Source organism: Phycicoccus sp. HDW14, assembly GCF_011383005.1.
Taxonomy (GTDB): Bacteria; Actinomycetota; Actinomycetes; order Actinomycetales; family Dermatophilaceae; genus Phycicoccus.
On the sequence record NZ_CP049935.1, the window covers coordinates 1,186,394 to 1,203,744 of the forward strand.

18 protein-coding genes, 1 tRNA gene and 3 pseudogenes are annotated in these 17,351 nt (G+C 73.9%); 16 read left to right on the plus strand and 6 right to left on the minus strand.

Annotated features, from left to right (window positions below; all coding sequences use genetic code 11):
• Nucleotides 1-429 precede the first annotated feature (429 nt).
• Nucleotides 430-1,341: pseudogene (locus tag G7075_RS05885) on the plus strand (lysylphosphatidylglycerol synthase domain-containing protein); the annotation flags it as partial.
• On the opposite strand, the gene G7075_RS05890 reads toward G7075_RS05885, so the two are convergent.
• The 3 genes from G7075_RS05890 to G7075_RS05900 all read right to left on the minus strand — a co-directional run bounded on the left by G7075_RS05890 (nt 1,338) and on the right by G7075_RS05900 (nt 3,060).
• Nucleotides 1,338-2,138 (minus strand): universal stress protein, encoded by an 801-nt coding sequence (locus G7075_RS05890; protein ID WP_166119833.1) that lies wholly within the window; start codon nt 2,136-2,138, stop codon nt 1,338-1,340. The pseudogene G7075_RS05885 and the gene G7075_RS05890 overlap by 4 nt on opposite strands.
• Nucleotides 2,111-2,272 (minus strand): hypothetical protein, encoded by a 162-nt coding sequence (locus G7075_RS05895; protein WP_166119836.1) that lies wholly within the window; start codon nt 2,270-2,272, stop codon nt 2,111-2,113. The genes G7075_RS05890 and G7075_RS05895 overlap by 28 nt, the downstream gene beginning before the upstream one ends.
• A gap of 113 nt (nt 2,273-2,385) precedes the next feature.
• The gene (locus G7075_RS05900) at nt 2,386-3,060 is read right to left on the minus strand and encodes a response regulator transcription factor (protein ID WP_166119838.1); all 675 of its coding nucleotides are present in this window, start codon (nt 3,058-3,060) and stop codon (nt 2,386-2,388) included.
• Nucleotides 3,061-3,254: 194 nt separating this feature from the next.
• Between G7075_RS05900 and G7075_RS05905 the strand changes: the two genes are divergently transcribed.
• A complete protein-coding gene (locus G7075_RS05905; RefSeq protein ID WP_166119840.1) occupies nt 3,255-3,575 on the plus strand; it encodes a hypothetical protein in 321 nt (106 codons plus the stop codon).
• A 112-nt stretch (nt 3,576-3,687) separates the two neighbouring features.
• Nucleotides 3,688-4,362, plus strand: coding sequence for a DUF4389 domain-containing protein (locus G7075_RS05910; RefSeq protein WP_166119843.1), 675 nt, complete (start codon nt 3,688-3,690; stop codon nt 4,360-4,362).
• Between the two features lie 6 nt (nt 4,363-4,368).
• On the opposite strand, the gene G7075_RS05915 is transcribed toward G7075_RS05910, so the two are convergent.
• Nucleotides 4,369-4,947, minus strand: a complete 579-nt coding sequence (locus G7075_RS05915; protein ID WP_205860630.1) for an alpha/beta hydrolase — start codon at nt 4,945-4,947, stop codon at nt 4,369-4,371.
• 145 nt (nt 4,948-5,092) lie between these two features.
• Between G7075_RS05915 and G7075_RS05920 the strand changes: the two genes are divergently transcribed.
• From G7075_RS05920 to G7075_RS05960, 11 genes and pseudogenes are all read left to right on the plus strand, one after another.
• Entirely contained in the window at nt 5,093-5,923 is an 831-nt protein-coding gene (locus G7075_RS05920; RefSeq protein WP_166119845.1) for a 1-acyl-sn-glycerol-3-phosphate acyltransferase, read from the plus strand.
• A gap of 418 nt (nt 5,924-6,341) precedes the next feature.
• Nucleotides 6,342-7,571, plus strand: a pseudogene (locus G7075_RS05925) (phosphoenolpyruvate carboxykinase domain-containing protein); the annotation flags it as partial.
• 107 nt (nt 7,572-7,678) lie between these two features.
• Entirely contained in the window at nt 7,679-7,954 is a 276-nt protein-coding gene (locus tag G7075_RS22535) for a phosphoenolpyruvate carboxykinase domain-containing protein (RefSeq protein WP_371814229.1), read from the plus strand.
• A 172-nt stretch (nt 7,955-8,126) separates the two neighbouring features.
• A complete protein-coding gene (locus G7075_RS05930) occupies nt 8,127-9,029 on the plus strand; it encodes a chorismate-binding protein (RefSeq protein WP_205860701.1) in 903 nt (300 codons plus the stop codon).
• 3 nt (nt 9,030-9,032) lie between these two features.
• Entirely contained in the window at nt 9,033-9,875 is an 843-nt protein-coding gene (locus G7075_RS05935) for an aminotransferase class IV (RefSeq protein WP_205860631.1), read from the plus strand.
• The gene (locus tag G7075_RS05940) at nt 9,872-10,315 is read left to right on the plus strand and encodes a TIGR02611 family protein (protein ID WP_240917921.1); all 444 of its coding nucleotides are present in this window, start codon (nt 9,872-9,874) and stop codon (nt 10,313-10,315) included. The genes G7075_RS05935 and G7075_RS05940 overlap by 4 nt, the downstream gene beginning before the upstream one ends.
• A 72-nt stretch (nt 10,316-10,387) precedes the next feature.
• Nucleotides 10,388-10,461: transfer RNA gene (locus G7075_RS05945), tRNA-Val, on the plus strand.
• Nucleotides 10,462-10,679: 218 nt separating this feature from the next.
• A complete protein-coding gene (locus G7075_RS05950; protein WP_166119850.1) occupies nt 10,680-11,018 on the plus strand; it encodes a hypothetical protein in 339 nt (112 codons plus the stop codon).
• Nucleotides 11,015-12,250, plus strand: coding sequence for an FAD-binding oxidoreductase (locus G7075_RS05955; RefSeq protein ID WP_240917922.1), 1,236 nt, complete (start codon nt 11,015-11,017; stop codon nt 12,248-12,250). Before G7075_RS05950 ends, G7075_RS05955 begins: the two co-directional genes overlap by 4 nt.
• Nucleotides 12,247-12,411: a hypothetical protein gene (locus tag G7075_RS20890; protein WP_240917923.1), complete on the plus strand. Its 165-nt coding sequence runs from the start codon at nt 12,247-12,249 to the stop codon at nt 12,409-12,411. Before G7075_RS05955 ends, G7075_RS20890 begins: the two co-directional genes overlap by 4 nt.
• An 18-nt stretch (nt 12,412-12,429) precedes the next feature.
• Entirely contained in the window at nt 12,430-13,689 is a 1,260-nt protein-coding gene (locus G7075_RS05960; protein ID WP_166119852.1) for a class I SAM-dependent methyltransferase, read from the plus strand.
• Nucleotides 13,690-13,705: 16 nt separating this feature from the next.
• Here the strand turns inward: G7075_RS05960 and G7075_RS21970 are convergent, their stop codons facing one another.
• A complete protein-coding gene (locus G7075_RS21970; RefSeq protein ID WP_256378060.1) occupies nt 13,706-13,840 on the minus strand; it encodes a hypothetical protein in 135 nt (44 codons plus the stop codon).
• Between the two features lie 88 nt (nt 13,841-13,928).
• Nucleotides 13,929-14,228, minus strand: a complete 300-nt coding sequence (locus G7075_RS20895) for a TetR/AcrR family transcriptional regulator (RefSeq protein WP_240918016.1) — start codon at nt 14,226-14,228, stop codon at nt 13,929-13,931.
• Between the two features lie 231 nt (nt 14,229-14,459).
• On the opposite strand from G7075_RS20895, the gene G7075_RS05970 reads away from it, so the two are divergent.
• Both G7075_RS05970 and G7075_RS05975 read left to right on the plus strand, forming a co-directional pair.
• Nucleotides 14,460-15,743 (plus strand): acetyl-CoA C-acetyltransferase, encoded by a 1,284-nt coding sequence (locus G7075_RS05970; protein ID WP_166119854.1) that lies wholly within the window; start codon nt 14,460-14,462, stop codon nt 15,741-15,743.
• Nucleotide 15,744: 1 nt separating this feature from the next.
• Nucleotides 15,745-17,095: pseudogene (locus G7075_RS05975) on the plus strand (3-oxoacyl-ACP reductase).
• The last annotated feature ends 256 nt before the right edge of the window (nt 17,096-17,351 follow it).

Here is a 17,351-nt window from a genome sequence, read left to right on the forward strand (position 1 = left end):
CCTCCTGCTCGGGCGGATCCCCCGATCCTGCGCAGTCGCCGGCACCCCGAACAGGGCGGAACGTCCCGGGTCCGGGTCGGGAGCCGGAGGGACATTCGGCCCTCGCGCCCCACCGTGACCCGCAGCAGCGTGGAGTCGGCGGGCGAGGGTCGCGCCGCCGCTGCGAGGAGGACCACATGACGACACGGACCGAGCTCCACCACGGTGCCCTCTCCGGCAGGTTCCGGCTCGCGCGTGAGCTCCGGCCGGATGACGTGACGCTCCCGGTCGTGCGTCGGGAGTGGGGCTGACCGGGACCGCGACGGCGCGGGCGGTCACCGGCCGGGGAGCGCACCTCGGCCCGGTCCGGGTGGCGGCAGCCACAGCCGTGGCCGCCCTCGTCGTCGCCCTGGGACTCCCGCGGGTCTCGGGGCCCGGTGGTCGGAGACGCTCGAGGTGCTCGGCGGCGTGCCGGTCCTGACGCTGCTCGGCCTCGCGCTCGTGTGGGTCGGCGGGCTGTGGGTGCACACCGTCGCCCTGACCGCGGCCCTTCCCGGCCTGCGGTCGTGGCAGGCATTCCACCTCAACATCACCGGCAGCGCCGTCTCGAACGTCCTCCCTCTCGGCGGCGCGGCCGGGACGGCGGTCAACCTCTGGTCCTGCCGGCGGTGGGGCTTCACGACCGTCGCGTTCGTGCGTTGGGCCTTCGTGACCAACCTCTGGGACAACGCCATCCGGCTGGCGCTCCCTGCCGTGGCCCTCTCCTGGCTGCTCGTCTCCGGTGCGGTGACCGGACCCGGTCTGCAGGGACTGGCCGGCGGGGGGCTGGTGGCGCTCGGCGCCTACCTGGCTCTCGCCTGGACCCTCGTCGACACCCGGTGGGGCGAGCGTCTCGTCGGGAGGGTCGTCCGGGGGTGGCGCGGCCGGTTCGGGGACCCGCCCGGCTCGGCTCCGGAGCCCTGGGACGTCGCGGAGCTGAAGCGGTCGACACGGGCGCTCCTGCGGGCCTCCGCCGTCCGGGTCGCGGGCGGCAAGGTGGCGTACGCGGTGGCGCAGGCGGTCCTCCTCCGCCTGTGCCTCGACGCGGTGGGGGTGCGGGCGCCGGCCGTGGTGGTGACCGCTGCCTTCGCCGCCGAGCGACTGGGGTCGCTGGCCGTGATGACACCGGGCGGCTCCGGCTTCGCGGAGCTGGGCGCGGTCGGCGCGCTCGTGGGGCTGGGCGTCGGCGGAGCGCCGGCGGTCGCCGGCGTGCTGCTCTACCGAGGCTTCGTCTTCCTCCTCGAGGTGCCGGTCGGGGCGCTCCTCCTCGGGAGCTCCGTCCTCGCCGCCCGCCGCAGCGGGCGACGAGGACCGGGACCCTAGGGGTCGGTCACCGACGGGTGCGGCTCACCGGGGGAGTCCGGCCACGCGTTGCCATCCCCCGTGGGGAGGACGGGGCGCGGGAGGGACGGGACCACGAGCACCGGACACGGGCTGTGGTGCAGCAGACGGCTGCTCACTCCACCGAGCAGGAGCCCGGCGAAGCCCCCGCGGCCTCGGGTGCCCAGGACGAGGAGCTGGGCCGCCCTGGACGCCGCCCGCAGCACGGGGACCGGCTCGCCGCGGCGGATCCAGGTAGAGAGCTCGACGTCGGGGTACTTCTCGCTCCACCCCACCAGCATCTCCGAGATCGCCAGGCGTTCGGACTCGGCGGCCGGGTGCTCCCCGGAACCCCACTCGTGGGGGTCCTCGAACGGTCCCGGGTGCTCCAGCCACCACGCGTGGACGGCGACCAGGGGGACGCGACGGCGCGAGGCCTCGGCGAACGCGACCTCGACGGCCGGTGCGCTGTGGACCTCGGCGTCGACACCCACGACGACCGACCCGTAGCGCGGGAGATCCACGCCCTCCGGCACGACGAGGACCGGGCAGCGGGCGTGCGAGACGACCTGGTGGGTGGTGGCACCGAGCACCTCGACGGACAACCGGCCGAGGCGACCGGACCCGATGACGACGAGCTCGGCGACGCCGCTGGCCCGGACGACGGCCGCGGCGGGCTGCTCCAGCGCCGTCTGCGACGTGACCGCCACGCCGCTCAGCGAGGCCAGCCTGCTGCGGAGACGCTCCAGCTTCGCCTCCTGCCGCTCGAGCATCAGGGTGCTCCACGGGACGATGCCCACGCCCGTCGCGTTGACGACGTGCAGGGGCGGTGGGTCGAGGCGGCCACGTCGGCCGCCGCGACGAGGACCGAGTCCACGGGCGCGTCGGCGTCGACGGCGACGACGATCGAGCCGATCGGGGTGTCGTGCTGCATCTCGGGTCTCCTTCCGTCACTGCCACCGTCCGTCTGCCGGCCGCGGCCGACAAGGGCCGAACGTCCCGGCGTCCGGTGCGGGCCGGTACCAGAGGCGGTTGGCGCCCGGGGCCTCAGGCCGAGGCCCACCCGGGGCCGTCGGTGTGGCGCACCCTGAGCACCGCCGCCTGGGTCCGGCTCGTGACGCCGAGCTTGGCCAGGACGTTGCTGACGTGGTTGCGGACGGTCTTCTCGCGGATGCCCAGCCGGCATCCGACCTCCCCGTTCGTCAGCCCCTCGGCGACGAGGTCGAGCACTCGCCGCTCCCGGTGCGTGAGGGACCGCAGGGCGACATCCTCCGGACCCGGGCGCCCGCGGGGGTCGGGGGACCGGACGTCCTCGACCGTGCCACCGGCCGCCACGGTGAGCACGTCCGCCACGAGGTGCCGGGCGCGGATCTGCTTGAGCACGAACCCGGACGCGCCGGCGCGGGTGGCGGCCTCACGGGCGGTGTCGTCGTCGTAGCCCGTGACCACGAGGGCGCGGATGCTCGGGTCCCGACGTCGGATCTGCCGACACAGGTCGACCCCCGAGCCGTCGGGCAGCCGGACGTCGAGGATCGCCACGTCCGGGTGCACGGCGGGGATGCGGCGGGCGGCCTCGGCGGCCGTGGCGGACTCGCCGACGACCTCGATGCCCGGGCAGTCCGACAGCACGCTGCGCAGGCCCTGGCGCACGAGCTCGTGGTCGTCGACGAGGTACACGCGGACGGGGGAGGACGGCTGGGGAGGGGAGCCCTGCTGGTCCATGACGGGCCTCCTGACGAGATCCGGACACCGCCGCTCGGGGTACTTCGATCCTACGGGCGACGCCGCGCGTCGACGGCCGTCGTGGCCAGCGTCACGCCCGTCCGCGAGGCGGACGGGACGTCTGCCCCGCGCGCTCTGCGTCCCTCTGCGACAGCGTGGTTCCCGGAACCTGCACCCGGAGAGGAGTGGTCTCGGTGAGCGACCGCGTCCAGGACCAGCCCGCGCCGGGCGACGGTCCGGCCACGCTCGCGGCGGTGCTCGGTGTGGTGGGGCTCCTCGCCACCCTCCTGGGGCAGACCCGTCCGACCGGACGCGCCGTCGACTGGGCGGTGGCGCTGCTCGCCGAGGGCGGCACCGTCGCCGCCGTGGTGCTCGGGCACCTCGGGCTGCTGCGCGTCGCCTCCTCCCGCCACCGCGTGACCACCCTCCTGCTGGGCCTGGTGGGTCTCGCCCTCGCCGGGGGGTCCGTGCTGGCCGTCGTGGCGTTCGGGCTGGTGGGGTACGCCGGGGACTGACCGCCGGGACGTCCGTCACTGGTGCCGGAGGTCGCCCGCGAGGAGCGTGTCGGTAGCGGTGAGGACCCGGCGCGGGCCGTCCGTGGACCGGGGCTCCCGGAGAGGAGCAGTCATGAGTCACGGTGCGCCCCAGGTCCCGGCCCGTTCGCCGGACTACCCGGCGCGGCTCGACGTCGACTACCCCGAGCGGCTGGACCGGTTGTCCACCCTGCTGCGTCTCGTCTACGTCATCCCCGTCGCGGTCGTGCTCTCGCTCGTCACGGCCAGCGCGACCTCCACGACCGAGGTGTACCGAGCCGGGGAGGTCGTCGAGCGGACGACGAGCACGGGAGGCGGCATCACGGGCGGCCTGTTCGTGGCCACGGCGCTGATGATCCTCGTCCGGCAGCGCTACTCGCGCTGGTGGTTCGACTTCCTCCGGGAGCTGACGCGGTTCTCCACCCGGGTGGGTGCCTACGTCGTCCTGCTGTCCGACGCGTACCCGTCGACCGAGGACGAGCAGTCGGTGCACCTCGACCTGGACTACCCGGACGCCCGCACCGGCCTGAACCGGTGGCTCCCGCTCGTCAAGTGGTTCCTGGCCATCCCGCACTACGTCGTGCTCGTCGTGCTGGGCGTCGGGGCCGTCGTCGCCGTGGTCGTCGCGTGGTTCGCGATCCTCGTCACGGGTCGGTACCCCCGCGCCCTGTTCGACTACGTCGTCGGGGTCGGCCGCTGGGGCCTGCGGGTCCAGGCGTACGCCTTCCTCCTGCTGACCGACGCCTACCCGCCCTTCCGCCTCAGCTGAGGAGCCTCACACGCTGACCTCGGACTCCCCGTCGAGGACGCGCGAGAGCAGCGGCCCCGTCGGGTCGCCGAGGAGCGTCCCCGCCACCCAGCGCGCCGCGAGCCCGTCGAAGCTCCCGTGGTGGCGCAGCATCGAGTGGCTGCCACCGCGCACGGTGACGAAGCCGACGCGCGCGCTCGAGCCGAGCCGGGCGGCCACCGCCCGCGCCGGCCCGATCCGGGCCACCCGGTCGGCGTCCCCGTGGACGAGGAGCACCGAGCGCCCGGGGAGCGGGCCGATGCCCTCGCTGCCGGACAGCCAGGTGGCCAGCCCGACGACCGAGCGCACCGAGGGGTCCGTGGCACCGAGCAGGGCAGCCCGGCCGCCGAGGCTGTGCCCGACGAGGGCCACCGGGACCTCGCCGAACCGCTCGCGCACCTGCCCGAGGGCCCAGCGCACGTCGTCGACGGGGGTCGGCCGGCCGCTCCACCCGCGCGAGGAGTTGAGCAGCCGGAGCACGGCGAGCCGTCCGCGGCCGGCGCGGACCACCCGCGCGGCGACGGGGACCATCCGCAGCACCGACAGCTGGGCGGGGCTGACCGCCACGTCCGCCCCCGGCTGCCGCCACCGTGCAGGACGAGGACGACGCCCTCGGGGTGGTCGGGGACGGCGGCCTCCACGAGCCGCGAGCGCACATCGGTCATGCGTGCTGTCTACCCGGTGCCGACGCCACGCATCCGAGCAGCCCGGTGTGACGAACCCCGCGTGTGCAGGACCTGACCTACCGCCTCGTCATCCGGGTGCTTCGGGGCTCTTCCGTGCCCTGGGGCTGCGCATCGAGGTCGCCCACGCGGACCGGCTGCCGGCCGACGGGCCGGTGGTCGTCGCGGCCAACCACCAGAGCTTCCTCGACTTCGCGGTGGTCGGGCTGCCGGGCGTCGAGCGCGGGCGCCTCGTGCGCTTCATGGCCAAGGAGTCGGTGTTCCGCTCACGCCTCGGCGGTCCGCTGATGCGCGGGATGCACCACATTCCGGTCGACCGGCGGTCCGGGACGGCGGCGGCGGTGCTGGCCCACCGGGCCCTGCGCGCCGGCGAGGTCGTCGGCGTCTACCCCGAGGCGACCATCGGTCACGCGTTCGCGCTCAAGGACCGCGAGGACCTGCGGCTGGGCGCGGCCCACCTCGCGATCGCGACCGGTGCGCCCCTCGTCCCCGTGGCCCACTTCGGGCTGCACCGCGTGCTGACCGTCGGCGGCCGGTGGTCGCTGCGTCGCGGACGGTGGGTCGGTGTCGTCGTGGGCGAGCCGCTGCACCCCCTGCCGGGCGAGTCGGCGGCCGGGCTGACCGGGCGGCTGCACACCGCGCTGGCCGCTCTCGTCGAGGACCTGCTCGACCGGTATCCGGACGCTCCGCCGGACCCGGCCACCGCGTGGTGGTGGCCGGCGCACCGCGGTGGAGGGGCGCCCGGGGGAGCCGAGGCGCACCGCCTCGACCTGCTCTCGGTGGCCCACGCGGACGGCACCCTCGCTGACAACGTTGTCGCACAAGCGAAATCGCTTACACCGCGACGTACTCGCAGGTAGGTGTGACCGATCTCGCCGGGATGGCGGCCGGTGTGACAAACGCCTCCCATGTCAAAGCGCTTCCGCTGTGGACCCCCCACCCGCCCGTACGGTGCAATGACTGTCTCGCAGGGCGGACGCTCACGTCGATGTGGCGCCCGCCCTCGGGTTGACCTGCGCGACGACCGAAAAGGGTGAGCATTGTGGCCGACCTGGAGAAGTCCCTGGATGATGCGGGGCTGACCAACAGCAGCGTGAGGGAGTACGTCCAGCACTGGGCGGAGTACCTCGGCGCGGACCGCATCGAGGTGGTGAGCGCGTCCGACGACGCCCGCCTCGTCCAGGAGGCCCTCGAGGCCGGCGAGATCGAGCCGGCGGGGAGGGCCTGTACTACTCGCGCAGCTACTCCAAGGACACCGCCCGCTCCGAGGAGCGCACGATCGTCGCGACGAGCCGCCCCGAGGACGAGGGCGTCTACAACAACTGGCGCCACACCGACGAGATCCGCCCCGTCGTCGAGGGTCACATGAAGGGCGCGATGGCGGGCAAGACGATGTACGTCATCCCCTACCTCATGGCCCCGACCGGCAGCCCGCTCGAGCGCTTCGCCGCCGGCGTCGAGATCACCGACAACCGCACCGTGTGCCTGCACATGATCCGGATGGCCCGGGTCGGCGTGAATCAGATCAACCAGCTGGCCGACCAGGACATGTTCGTGCGCGCGGTCCACGTGACCGGCGACCTGCCGAACCTCGGCCAGGGCACGCCCGACGACAGGCGCTACTTCGTCACCGTCGCCGACGAGCGGACCATCCTCCACTTCGGCTCCAGCTACGGCGGCAACGCCCTGCTCGGCAAGATCGCGCACGGCCTGCGCCAGGCGGCCTACGACGGCTGGGCGTCCGGGGAGTTCCTCGGCGAGCAGTTCATGCTGCTGGGCATCACCGACAAGGAGACCGGCGAGACCCACCACGTCTGCGGCGGCTTCCCGAGCGCCTCGGGCAAGACCAACCTCGCGATGACCCTCGCGCCCGACGCCCTCGGCGAGCGCTACCACGTGTCGTTCTACGGCGACGACATCGCGTGGCTCTGGGTCGGCGAGGACGGCAACCTCTACGGGCTCAACCCCGAGAACGGCGTCTTCGGCGTCGCCAAGGACACCAACGAGAAGACCAACCCGACCGCCCTCGACTCCATCGAGCCCGGCACGCAGGCGCTCTTCACGAACGTCGCCTACAACGAGGAGACCCACGAGGTGTGGTGGGAGGGACGGACGCCGCACCACCCTGCCGACGCCACCGGCTGGCGGGACTGGAAGGGCGAGCTCATCTCCGACCGCAACCCCGACGAGGCCGGCGACCCCTGGGCACACCCGAACAGCCGGTTCACGACGACCCTGGCCAACGTGCCCAACGTCGCGCCCGACTTCGAGGACCCGAAGGGCGTCAAGATCGACGCCATCATCTTCGGCGGCCGCACCCGCGACCGCGAGCCGCTCGTGCGGGCCATCGACGACCTCGCCGAGGGTGTCTACGACGGCCTGACGCTCGGGGCCGAGGCCACCGCCGCGGCCGAGGGCGTCGAGGGCAAGCTGCGCTACGACCCGATGTCGATGCGCCCCTTCATGTCCTACCCGGAGGGGCCGTACGCGGCGCACTGGCTGAAGATCGTCGGCGCCGTCAAGGACCAGCCGGTCTTCGCCCACGTCAACTGGTTCCAGCGCGACCCGAGGACGGGCACTTCCTGTGGCCCGGCTACCGCGAGAACCTGCGCGCCCTGCTCTGGCTCGTGCAGTACAAGAAGGGCGAGGTCACCGGCCGCCGCACGGCCGTCGGCACGATCCCGCTCAAGGAGGAGCTCGACCTCGACGGGCTCGACATCGACGCGGGCGACCTCGACACGATCCTCGACATCGACGTCGAGCGCTGGCGCCAGGAGATGGGCTTCCGCGAGGAGCACCTCAAGCAGTTCGCGAACCTGCCCGAGGAGATCTGGGAGGCCCACCGACGGGTCGCCGCGGCCCTCGACCAGGAGGCCTCGGTCACCGCCTGACGACGACGGCACGCCTGCATCGGAGCACCTCTACGATGCAGGCGTGTCGGAGGCGAGGTTCGGGTCGCTCGTCGCCCGGGGAGTCGAGGACGTGGTCCACGACCCGGACCTGCTGACGTCCGGCTTCTGGGTGGTCGTCCTGACCTTCGAGGGCGAGCTGACCGCCGTGCGGATGGGGGAGGTCCGCCGCGAGGAGCCCCCTGTCGCGGGTCGCGTCGGGGGCTGGCCCGTGCTCGAGGGGGAGTGGCGCTCCAGCCTTGACCGGTCCGCCTACCTCGCCGGCGTCGACGAGGTCCGCCGGCGGATCGCCGCCGGCACCGTCTACCAGGTCAACCTCTGCCGGGTGCTCGAGCACGACCTGCCCGCGGACGCCTCGGTGACCGCCCTCGGCGACGTGCTGGCCCGCGGCAACCCCGCGCCGTACGCGGCGACCATCGACCTGCCCGAGGCCGGGCTCGAGGTCGCCTGCGCCTCACCGGAGTCCTTCCTCGTGCGGCGTGGCGAGGTGCTGACCTCGAGCCCGATCAAGGGCACGGCCACCACCCCCGCCGCGATGCTGCCCAAGGACTACGCCGAGAACGTCATGATCGTCGACCTCGTGCGCAACGACCTCGCCCACGTCAGCCGACCCGGCACCGTCGAGGTCGACGCGCTGTGCCGGCTCGAGGAGCACCCCGGCCTGGTCCACCTCGTGTCCGACGTCACCGGCCGGTTGCGCCCTCGCACGACGTGGCGTGACGTGCTCGCGGCGACCTTCCCGCCCGGATCGGTCAGTGGCGCACCGAAGCACACCGCCCTGATGGCCATCGCCGACCTCGAGCCGGTGCCCCGCGGGCCGTACTGCGGGGCCGTGGGGTGGGTCGACGCCGACCGTGACGAGGCGGTGCTGGCGGTCGGCATCCGGACCTTCTGGGCGGCCCGCTCCGACGCCGGTCGCCGGGTGCTGCGCTTCGGCACGGGCGCCGGCATCACGTGGGGGAGCTCGGCGGAGCAGGAGTGGGACGAGACCGAGCTCAAGGCGGCGCGCCTCGTCGCCCTTGCCACGGGTCGGCGGCCCGGGTCTGCGAGGCTGTGAACCATGACGGACATCCGCGTGTGGGTCGACGGTGCCCGCGTCCCGAGCGACGCCCCGGCGGTGAGCGCCGTCGACCACGGTGTCACCGTCGGCGACGGTGCCTTCGAGACCGCGAAGGTCGTCGACGGCACCCCCTTCGCCGTCGGACGCCACCTCGCGCGCCTCGACCGCACGATGGCCGGCCTCGGCCTGCCGCGCGCCGACCACGACCGGGTGCGCGAGGGCGTCGCCGCCGTCCTCGACGGCGAGCCGATCGGGTTCGGCCGGCTGCGCTGGACGGTGACCGGCGGCCACGGTCCGCTCGGGTCGGACCGGCTCGACTCGGCGCTCACCTACATCGTCACGGCCGTGGAGCACGCGCGACCGCCCGCCTCCGGGTCGGTCGTCACCGTGCCGTGGGTGCGCAACGAGCGGTCGGCGACGGCCGGGCTGAAGACCACCTCGTACGCCGAGAACGTCGTCGCCCTGGCCCGCGCGGCCGAGCAGGGCGCCATCGAGGCCCTCTTCGCGAACACCCGCGGGGAGCTGTGCGAGGCGACCGGCAGCAACGTCTTCGTCGTCACCGACGGGGTCCTGCGCACCCCGCCCCTGACGAGCGGCTGCCTCGCGGGCATCTCGCGCGAGCTGGTGCTCGAGTGGTGCCGGGAGGACGGGCTCGAGGTCCGCGAGGAGCCCCTGCCGATGGCCGTCCTCACCGAGGCCGACGAGGTCTTCCTCACCTCCTCGATCAAGGACGTCATGCCGGTCTCCGCCGTCGACGGCCGCGGGCTGCCGGCGCCCGGGCCGGTCACGAGGGCGGCGATGGACGTCTGGGCCCGGCACGCCGCGCGGACGGCCGAGCCGTGACCGGGACCCCGACCAAGCGGCCGTTCTTCCGGGACGCCGAGGACCACGACGAGTGGGAGTGGCGGCGCCGGCTGCGGGCGAACCCGACGACCCGTCCGGTCCTGCGCGGCGTCGTCGGCCTCGTGGGGCTCGTGCTCGTCCTCGGCGGCTTCGCGCTCGTGCCCCTGCCCGGGCCGGGGTGGCTCGTCGTCATCCTCGGGCTGGCCGTGTGGGCCTCCGAGATCGAGCCGGCCTCGGACCTGCTCGAGTGGGTCAAGCGCCGGGTGCGTTCGTGGGAGGAGTGGGTCCTGCGCCAGCCCCTGTGGGTCAAGGGGGCCGTGGCCCTGGCGACCTTCGTGTTCGTGGTCGCGGTGCTCTGGGTGATGCTGCGGCTGACCGGGGTTCCGATGTTCCTGCCGGACGGCCTCGAGGGCTGGCTGCACACGACCGCCGGGCTCTGACCGGTCGGCACCGGGGTCGATTTCCGCCGGGCCCGAGCGGTTGGGTATCCTCGGCAGGCCGTCACGGCACCGGGATGTGTAGCTCAGTTGGTTAGAGCGTTCGCTTCACACGCGAGAGGCCGGGGGTTCGAGTCCCTCCACATCCACGAAAGCCCTCCGGGAGCGTCAGCGACCGGAGGGCTTCGTGGTGTGGCGGGGCTCGGCGGGTCCCGTGTGCGCACGGGCGCGGAGCGGATCCCTCCACATCCACGACAAGCCCCGGCCGCGCCAGCGGCTCGGGGCTTTCGTCGTGTTCACGGGGTGACCCGACGGAAATGCAGTGGGTGCAACGTCGGTTGTCGGGTGTATGCATGACCTCATGACGATGTCGGTGCGGAGCATCCACACCTTCCCCGAGCAGCGGGCGGCCGGGCACGAGCACGAGAGCGCCGAGGTGGCCCTGCTCGGCCTGGTGGGCGACCGGCCGAAGAAGGCCGCGGTCTCGGTGGTCGGCAACGACTCGCCGCACACCCGCGCCAACCTCGTCCTCGACGCCCCGACGCACGAGGTCGAGGCGCTGACCGGCCACGTGGTCCGGGTCGGAGAGGTGCTGCTCGCGGTCGAGGCCACCGGCAACGCCTGTGCCGGCCTGTACGCGGCGGTCGGGAAGCCGGGCTTCGTGCACGTCGGCGACGTCCTGGAGGTCGTGGAGGACGGCGCGTGAGCCTGTCCGTTCCCACCACCACCGGTGCGGCCGCCCACGACGCCGGCGTCCAGCGCCTGGTGGCGAGCCACCGCGCGATCCCCGAGGGCGCACCCGTGCGCCTGGCCAAGCGCACGAGCAACCTCTTCCGGGCCCGCACCGCCACCGACGCACCTGGCCTCGACACCAGCGGCCTGACGGGCGTGGTCTCGGTCGACCCCCACGCGCGCACCGCCGACGTCCAGGGCATGTGCACCTACGAGGACCTCGTCGACGCGACGCTCCCGCACGGCCTGACGCCCCTCGTCGTGCCGCAGCTGCGCACCATCACCCTCGGCGGGGCGGTGACCGGGCTTGGCATCGAGTCGACCTCGTGGCGCAACGGGCTGCCGCACGAGTCGGTGCTCGAGATGGACGTGCTGACGGGGGCGGGCGAGGTGGTCACGGCCGACGCCACGAGCCGCAACACCGACCTCTTCCGGGGCTTCCCGAACTCCTACGGCACGCTCGGCTACGCGACCCGGCTGCGCATCGAGCTCGAGCCGGTCGGCCGCACCGTCTCGCTGCGCCACGTGCGCTTCCACGACCTCGACACCCTGCTCGCGGCCGTCGGCGACGTGATGACGAGCGGCGCCCACGACGGTGAGGCCGTCGACTACCTCGACGGCGTGGTCTTCACCGCCGACGAGTCCTACCTCGTCCTCGGCCGGCGCACCGACGAGCCGGGCCCCACGAGCGACTACACCGGGCAGCGGGTCTTCTACCGCTCGATCCAGCACGACCGACCGCGCCCCACCCGCGACACCCTGACCACCCTCGACTACCTGTGGCGCTGGGACACCGACTGGTTCTGGTGCTCACGGGCCTTCGGCGCCCAGAACCCGGTGGTCCGTCGGCTCTGGCCGCGCCGCTGGCTGCGCTCGAGCGTGTACTGGAAGCTCGTCGCCCTCGACCGGCGCTTCGACGTCGCCGACCGCCTCGAGGCCCGCAAGGGGCTCCCGCCGCGCGAGCGGGTCGTGCAGGACGTCGAGATCCCGCTCGAGCGCACCGCCGACTTCCTGCGCTGGTTCCTCCGCGAGGTGCCGATCGAGCCGATCTGGCTGTGCCCGTTGCAGCTTCGCGCCGACCACGCCTGGACCCTCTACCCGCTGGAGCCGGGGAGCGGTACGTCAACGTCGGCTTCTGGTCCACCGTCCCCGTCGACCCGGCCGGCGGGCCGGGGGCCACGAACCGCCGCATCGAGGACGCCGTGAGCGACCTCGGTGGGCACAAGTCCCTGTACTCGGAGGCCTTCTACGACGAGGAGACCTTCTGGCGCCACTACGGCGGCGCCGACTACCCGGCGCTCAAGGAGCGCTACGACCCCGGACACCGGCTGCCCGACCTCTACGCGAAGGCCGTCCGCGGTGCCTGACCCGACCAGGAGGAGCACGTGAGCATCGCCCAGATCGTCGAGTCCGTCGTCGACGGACCCCTGCCGCTGCGCGTCGAGGCGTACGACGGCTCCGCCGTCGGACCGGCCGAGGCGGCCCGTCGCCTCACCGTCGCGACCCCGCGCGGCCTCAGCTACCTCGCCACCGCCCCCGGCGACCTCGGGCTGGCCCGGGCCTACGTCTCGGGCGACCTGCGCGTCGACGGCGTGCACCCCGGCGACCCCTACGACCTGCTCGCCGACCTCTCCGGCGTGCACTTCCGCCGACCCGGGCGCGAGCAGGTCCTCGAGCTGTCGAGGACCCTCGGCGTCCGCGGCCTCACCCCGCCGCCCCCGCCGCCGCAGGAGAGCCTGCCGCGGTGGCGCCGGCTGGCGGAAGGGCTGCGGCACAGCCACACCCGTGACGCCGAGGCCATCCACCACCACTACGACGTCTCCAACCGGTTCTACGAGATGGTCCTCGGCGCGTCGATGACCTACACGTGCGCCTGCTACCCCTCGGCCGACGCGACCCTCGAGGAGGCGCAGGAGAACAAGTACCGCCTCGTCTTCGACAAGCTCGCCCTGCGCCCCGGTGACCGGCTGCTCGACATCGGCTGCGGCTGGGGCGGGATGGTCCGCTACGCGGCGCGGCGCGGGGTGTCGGTCCTCGGCGTCACGCTCTCGCGCGAGCAGGCCCTCTGGGCCCAGAAGGCCATCGCCGAGGAGGGGCTCGCCGACCTCGCCGAGGTGCGGCACAGCGACTACCGGGCGGTGTCGGAGAACGGGTTCGACGCCGTCTCCTCGATCGGGCTCACCGAGCACATCGGCGTCCGCAACTACCCGGCCTACTTCGGGTTCATCCGCGACCGGCTGCGCCCCGGCGGGCTGCTGCTCAACCACTGCATCACCCGGCCCCACAACCGGCGCATGGAGACCGGGGCGTTCATCGACCGCTACGTCTTCCCGGACGGCGAGCTCACCGGGTCCGGCCGCATCATCACCGAGGCGCAGGACGCGGGGCTCGAGGTCCTCCACGAGGAGAACCTGCGCGAGCACTACGCCCTCACCCTCGCGGGGTGGTGCCGCAACCTCGTCGAGCACTGGGACGAGTGCGTCGAGGAGGTCGGGGAGGGCACCGCGCGGGTCTGGGGCCTGTACATGGCCGGCTCGCGACTCGGGTTCGAGCGCAACGAGATCCAGCTGCACCACGTGCTCGCCGCCAAGACCGACGACGAGGGGCACCACGACCTCCCGCTGCGCCCGTGGTGGGGCGCCTGAGGGTCCGGGCCGCTCGTCAGCGCGGGCGCAGGCCGTCCCAGACCAGGGTGGTGAGGTCGTCGGCGAGGTCGTCGGCGGTCCGCCCCGCCGCCGCACCGCGCTCGGCGAGCCAGGCGTCGGCCGCCGCGCGCACCATCCCGACGAGGGCCACCCCCACAGGGTGGCGGTCGCGGGGTCGTGCGGGGCCGAGCCCTCGACGCCGCCGACGATGCCGGCGACGTGCTCGGCGATGCGCCCGGTCATCCCCGCGGCGACGTCGCCGTCGGGCCGCTCCCCGGGCAGCAGCAGCGGGGCGTTGACGATGAACCGGTACACCTCGGGGTCGTCCTCGACGAGGTGCAGGTAGGCGGCGATGACGGCCCGCACGACCTCGCGCGGGGGAGCGGCTGGCCGTCGCTGCCGTTCGCGGCCCGGGTTATGCCGCGGATGATCGTGCCATCGACCCGGTCGGCGACGGCGGCGTAGAGACCGGCGCGGTCGGTGAAGTGCCGGTACACGACCGTCTTCGACGTCCCGGCCGCTGCGGCGACCTCGTCCATCCCCACCGCGGCCCCGTGCTCGCGGATGGCCCGCACCGTCGACTCGACGAGCTCGCGGCGCCGGGCGAGCCGGTGCTCGTCCCAGCGCGCGCTGCGGCCGTCGGTCGGGGAGGCGGAGGTCACGGGTCAGGACGGTAGCAGGGACCGGCAGTACCTGTTACCGTCGGTACCGGATAACTCCGCGGCGCCGACGACCGTCCGCCGCTCCCGAACGCAGCAGGAGCCAGACCGGTGACCACCACGCGCCGCGCCGCCGTCCTCGGCGGCAACCGCATCCCCTTCGCCCGCCAGTTCGGCCCGTACGCCGAGGCCTCCAACCAGGACATGCTGACCGCCGCACTCGAGGGCCTCGTGGCCCGCCACGGGCTCGCCGGCGAGCGGGTCGGCGAGGTCGTCGCCGGCGCGGTCATCAAGCACAGCCGCGACTTCAACCTCACCCGCGAGGCGGTTCTCGGCTCGAGCCTGGCGCCGGACACGCCGGCCTACGACATCCAGCAGGCCTGCGGAACCGGCCTCGAGGCCACCATCCTCGTCGCGAACAAGATCGCCCTCGGGCAGGCCGACTCGGCGATCGCCGGCGGGGTCGACTCCGCGTCCGACGCCCCCATCGTCGTCCCCGAGAAGCTGCGCCGGAAGCTCCTGCGTCTCAGCCGCGCCAGGACGCCGGCCGACCGTGCCAAGGCCGCGATCACCCTGCGCCCCACCGACCTCGGCATCCAGGTGCCCGCCGCCACCGAGCCGCGCACCGGTATGTCGATGGGCGAGCACATGGCCGTCACCGCCGCCCGCTGGGGCATCACCCGCGAGGCGCAGGACGAGCTGGCGTTCGCCAGCCACCAGAACCTCGCGGCGGCGTACGAGCGCGGGTTCTTCGACGACCTGCTGACGCCGTACCTCGGGCAGACCCGTGACCAGAACCTGCGGGCCGACACCACCCTCGAGAAGCTGGGCTCGCTGCGCACCGCCTTCGGCACGGGTCCGGACGCCACGATGACGGCCGGCAACTCGACCCCGCTCAGCGACGGCGCCTCCGCCGTGCTGCTCGGTTCCGAGGAGTGGGCGGCGGCGCACGGGCTGAAGCCGCTGGCGTGGTTCGTCGACGGCGAGACCGCGGCCGTCGACTACCTCGGCGGGGAGGAGGGGCTGCTCATGGCGCCCGCCTACGCCGTGCCGCGGATGCTGGCGCGCCAGGGCCTGAGCCTCCAGGACTTCGACCTCTACGAGATCCACGAGGCCTTCGCGGCCACCGTGCTCGCGACGATGAAGGCCTGGGAGGACGAGGCGTTCTGCCGCGACCGGCTCGGGCTCGACGCGCCGCTCGGGTCGATCGACCGGTCGAAGCTCAACGTCAACGGCTCCTCGCTCGCCGCCGGTCACCCCTTCGCCGCCACCGGCGGGCGGATCGTCGCCTCGCTGGCCAAGCAGCTGCACGAGAAGGGCTCCGGCGCGCGCGGGCTCATCTCGATCTGTGCGGCCGGCGGGCAGGGCGTCGTCGCGATCCTCGAGGCGGCCTGAGGTGCCCCGCTCCGACGGCTACACGTCCTTCGTCAACAGCGGGCTCGGGAAGAAGCTCGCCTCGAGCCTCGGTCTGCCGCAACCGGTGCCGCTGCGCCGGTACGCCCCGGGCCGTCCGCTCGTCGACGGGCCCGTGCTCGTCGGCGGACACGCCGACACCCCGCGGTCGCCGCGCTCCGCGGCGGGCTCACCGGTGCCGGTGCGACCCTCGTCGAGGAGGTCCCCGAGGGCTCGCGGCTCGGGGGAGTGGTCGTCGACCTCACGGCCGCCGAGACGCCCGCCGACCTCGAGTCGCTGCGGGCCACCCTCGCGCCCGCCCTCAAGCGACTGGGCCGCTGCGCCCGCGTCGTCGTCGTGGGGCGCGACCCCGAACGCGCCGGGTCGGTTGCCCAGCGCGCCGCCCGGCGGGCCCTCGAGGGCATCACCCGCTCGGTCGGCAAGGAGCTGCGCGCCGGAGCCACCGCGAACCTCGTCCTCCTCGCCGACGGGTCGGAGGGCGCGGCGCTCGGCACCGTGCTGTTCCTGCTGTCGGCGCGTTCGGCCTACGTCGACGGCCAGGTGTTCCGGGTCGGGGAGGGCGAGGCCCCGGCGCCGCCCGCCGACGACGGGCGCCCCCTCGCCGGCAAGGTCGCCGTCGTCACCGGCGCGGCTCGGGGCATCGGGGCCGACCTCGCCCGCACTCTGGCCCGTGACGGGGCCACGCTCGTCTGCGTCGACGTCCCGGCGGCCGGTGGGGCTCTGGCGGCGGTGGCCAACGAGGTCGGCGGGACCGCGCTCCAGCTCGACGTCACCGCCCCGACGCCGGAGCCCGCATCGCCGAGCACGCCCGCACCCGCCATGGTGGCCTCGACCTCGTGGTGCACAACGCGGGGATCACCCGCGACAAGCTGCTCGCGAACACCGACGCCGACCGGTGGGACTCCGTCGTGCGGGTCAACCTCCTGTCGATCCTCGCGATGAACGAGGCGCTGCTCGCCAAGGACGGTCTGCGGGAGGGTGGTCGGGTCGTGCTCGTCTCGTCGATCGCCGGCATCGCCGGTAACCGTGGGCAGAGCAACTACGCCGCGTCGAAGGCCGGGGTCATCGGGCTCGTCGACGGGTACGCCGCCGACCGCGGGCTGCGTCGTCGCGGCATCACCGTCAACGCCGTCGCGCCGGGCTTCATCGAGACCGAGATGACGGCCCGCATCCCGCTCGCCACCCGCGAGGTGGGGCGCCGGCTGAACAGCCTGGCCCAGGGCGGGCTGCCGGTCGACGTCGCCGAGACGATCGCCTACTTCGCCGCCGATGCGCAGGCCGCGGTGTCCGGCAACGTGGTCCGCGTCTGCGGCCAGAGCCTGCTGGGGGCGTGAGCGTGGTCGTCGAGACCCTGGGGTCCGTGCCGTCGACCGCGCCGCTGCTCGTGCGCGCGGCGCTCACCGCCCGCGGTCGGTCCGGCGACTCCGTGCCCGAGCGCACCCTCCGGGTCGAGGACGTCGTCGTCGACCGGCACCGGCTGGCGGCCTACCAGCGGCTCACGGGGTACGACGTGTCGGACACCCTCCCGCAGCCGTACCCGTGGGTGCTGGCCTTCCCGGTGCAGACCGCCCTGATGGCCCGGCCCGACTT

Bases quoted from the DNA above. Each gene is read 5' to 3' on its own strand.
- G7075_RS05895 (WP_166119836.1), bottom strand. From the start codon at position 2,272: ATGCAGCACGACACCCCGATCGGCTCGATCGTCGTCGCCGTCGACGCC.
- G7075_RS05900 (WP_166119838.1), bottom strand. From the start codon at position 3,060: ATGGACCAGCAGGGCTCCCCTCCCCAGCCGTCCTCCCCCGTCCGCGTG.
- G7075_RS05910 (WP_166119843.1), top strand. From the start codon at position 3,688: ATGAGTCACGGTGCGCCCCAGGTCCCGGCCCGTTCGCCGGACTACCCG.
- G7075_RS05930 (WP_205860701.1), top strand. From the start codon at position 8,127: ATGGGGGAGGTCCGCCGCGAGGAGCCCCCTGTCGCGGGTCGCGTCGGG.
- G7075_RS05935 (WP_205860631.1), top strand. From the start codon at position 9,033: ATGACGGACATCCGCGTGTGGGTCGACGGTGCCCGCGTCCCGAGCGAC.
- G7075_RS05950 (WP_166119850.1), top strand. From the start codon at position 10,680: ATGTCGGTGCGGAGCATCCACACCTTCCCCGAGCAGCGGGCGGCCGGG.
- G7075_RS20895 (WP_240918016.1), bottom strand. From the start codon at position 14,228: ATGGACGAGGTCGCCGCAGCGGCCGGGACGTCGAAGACGGTCGTGTAC.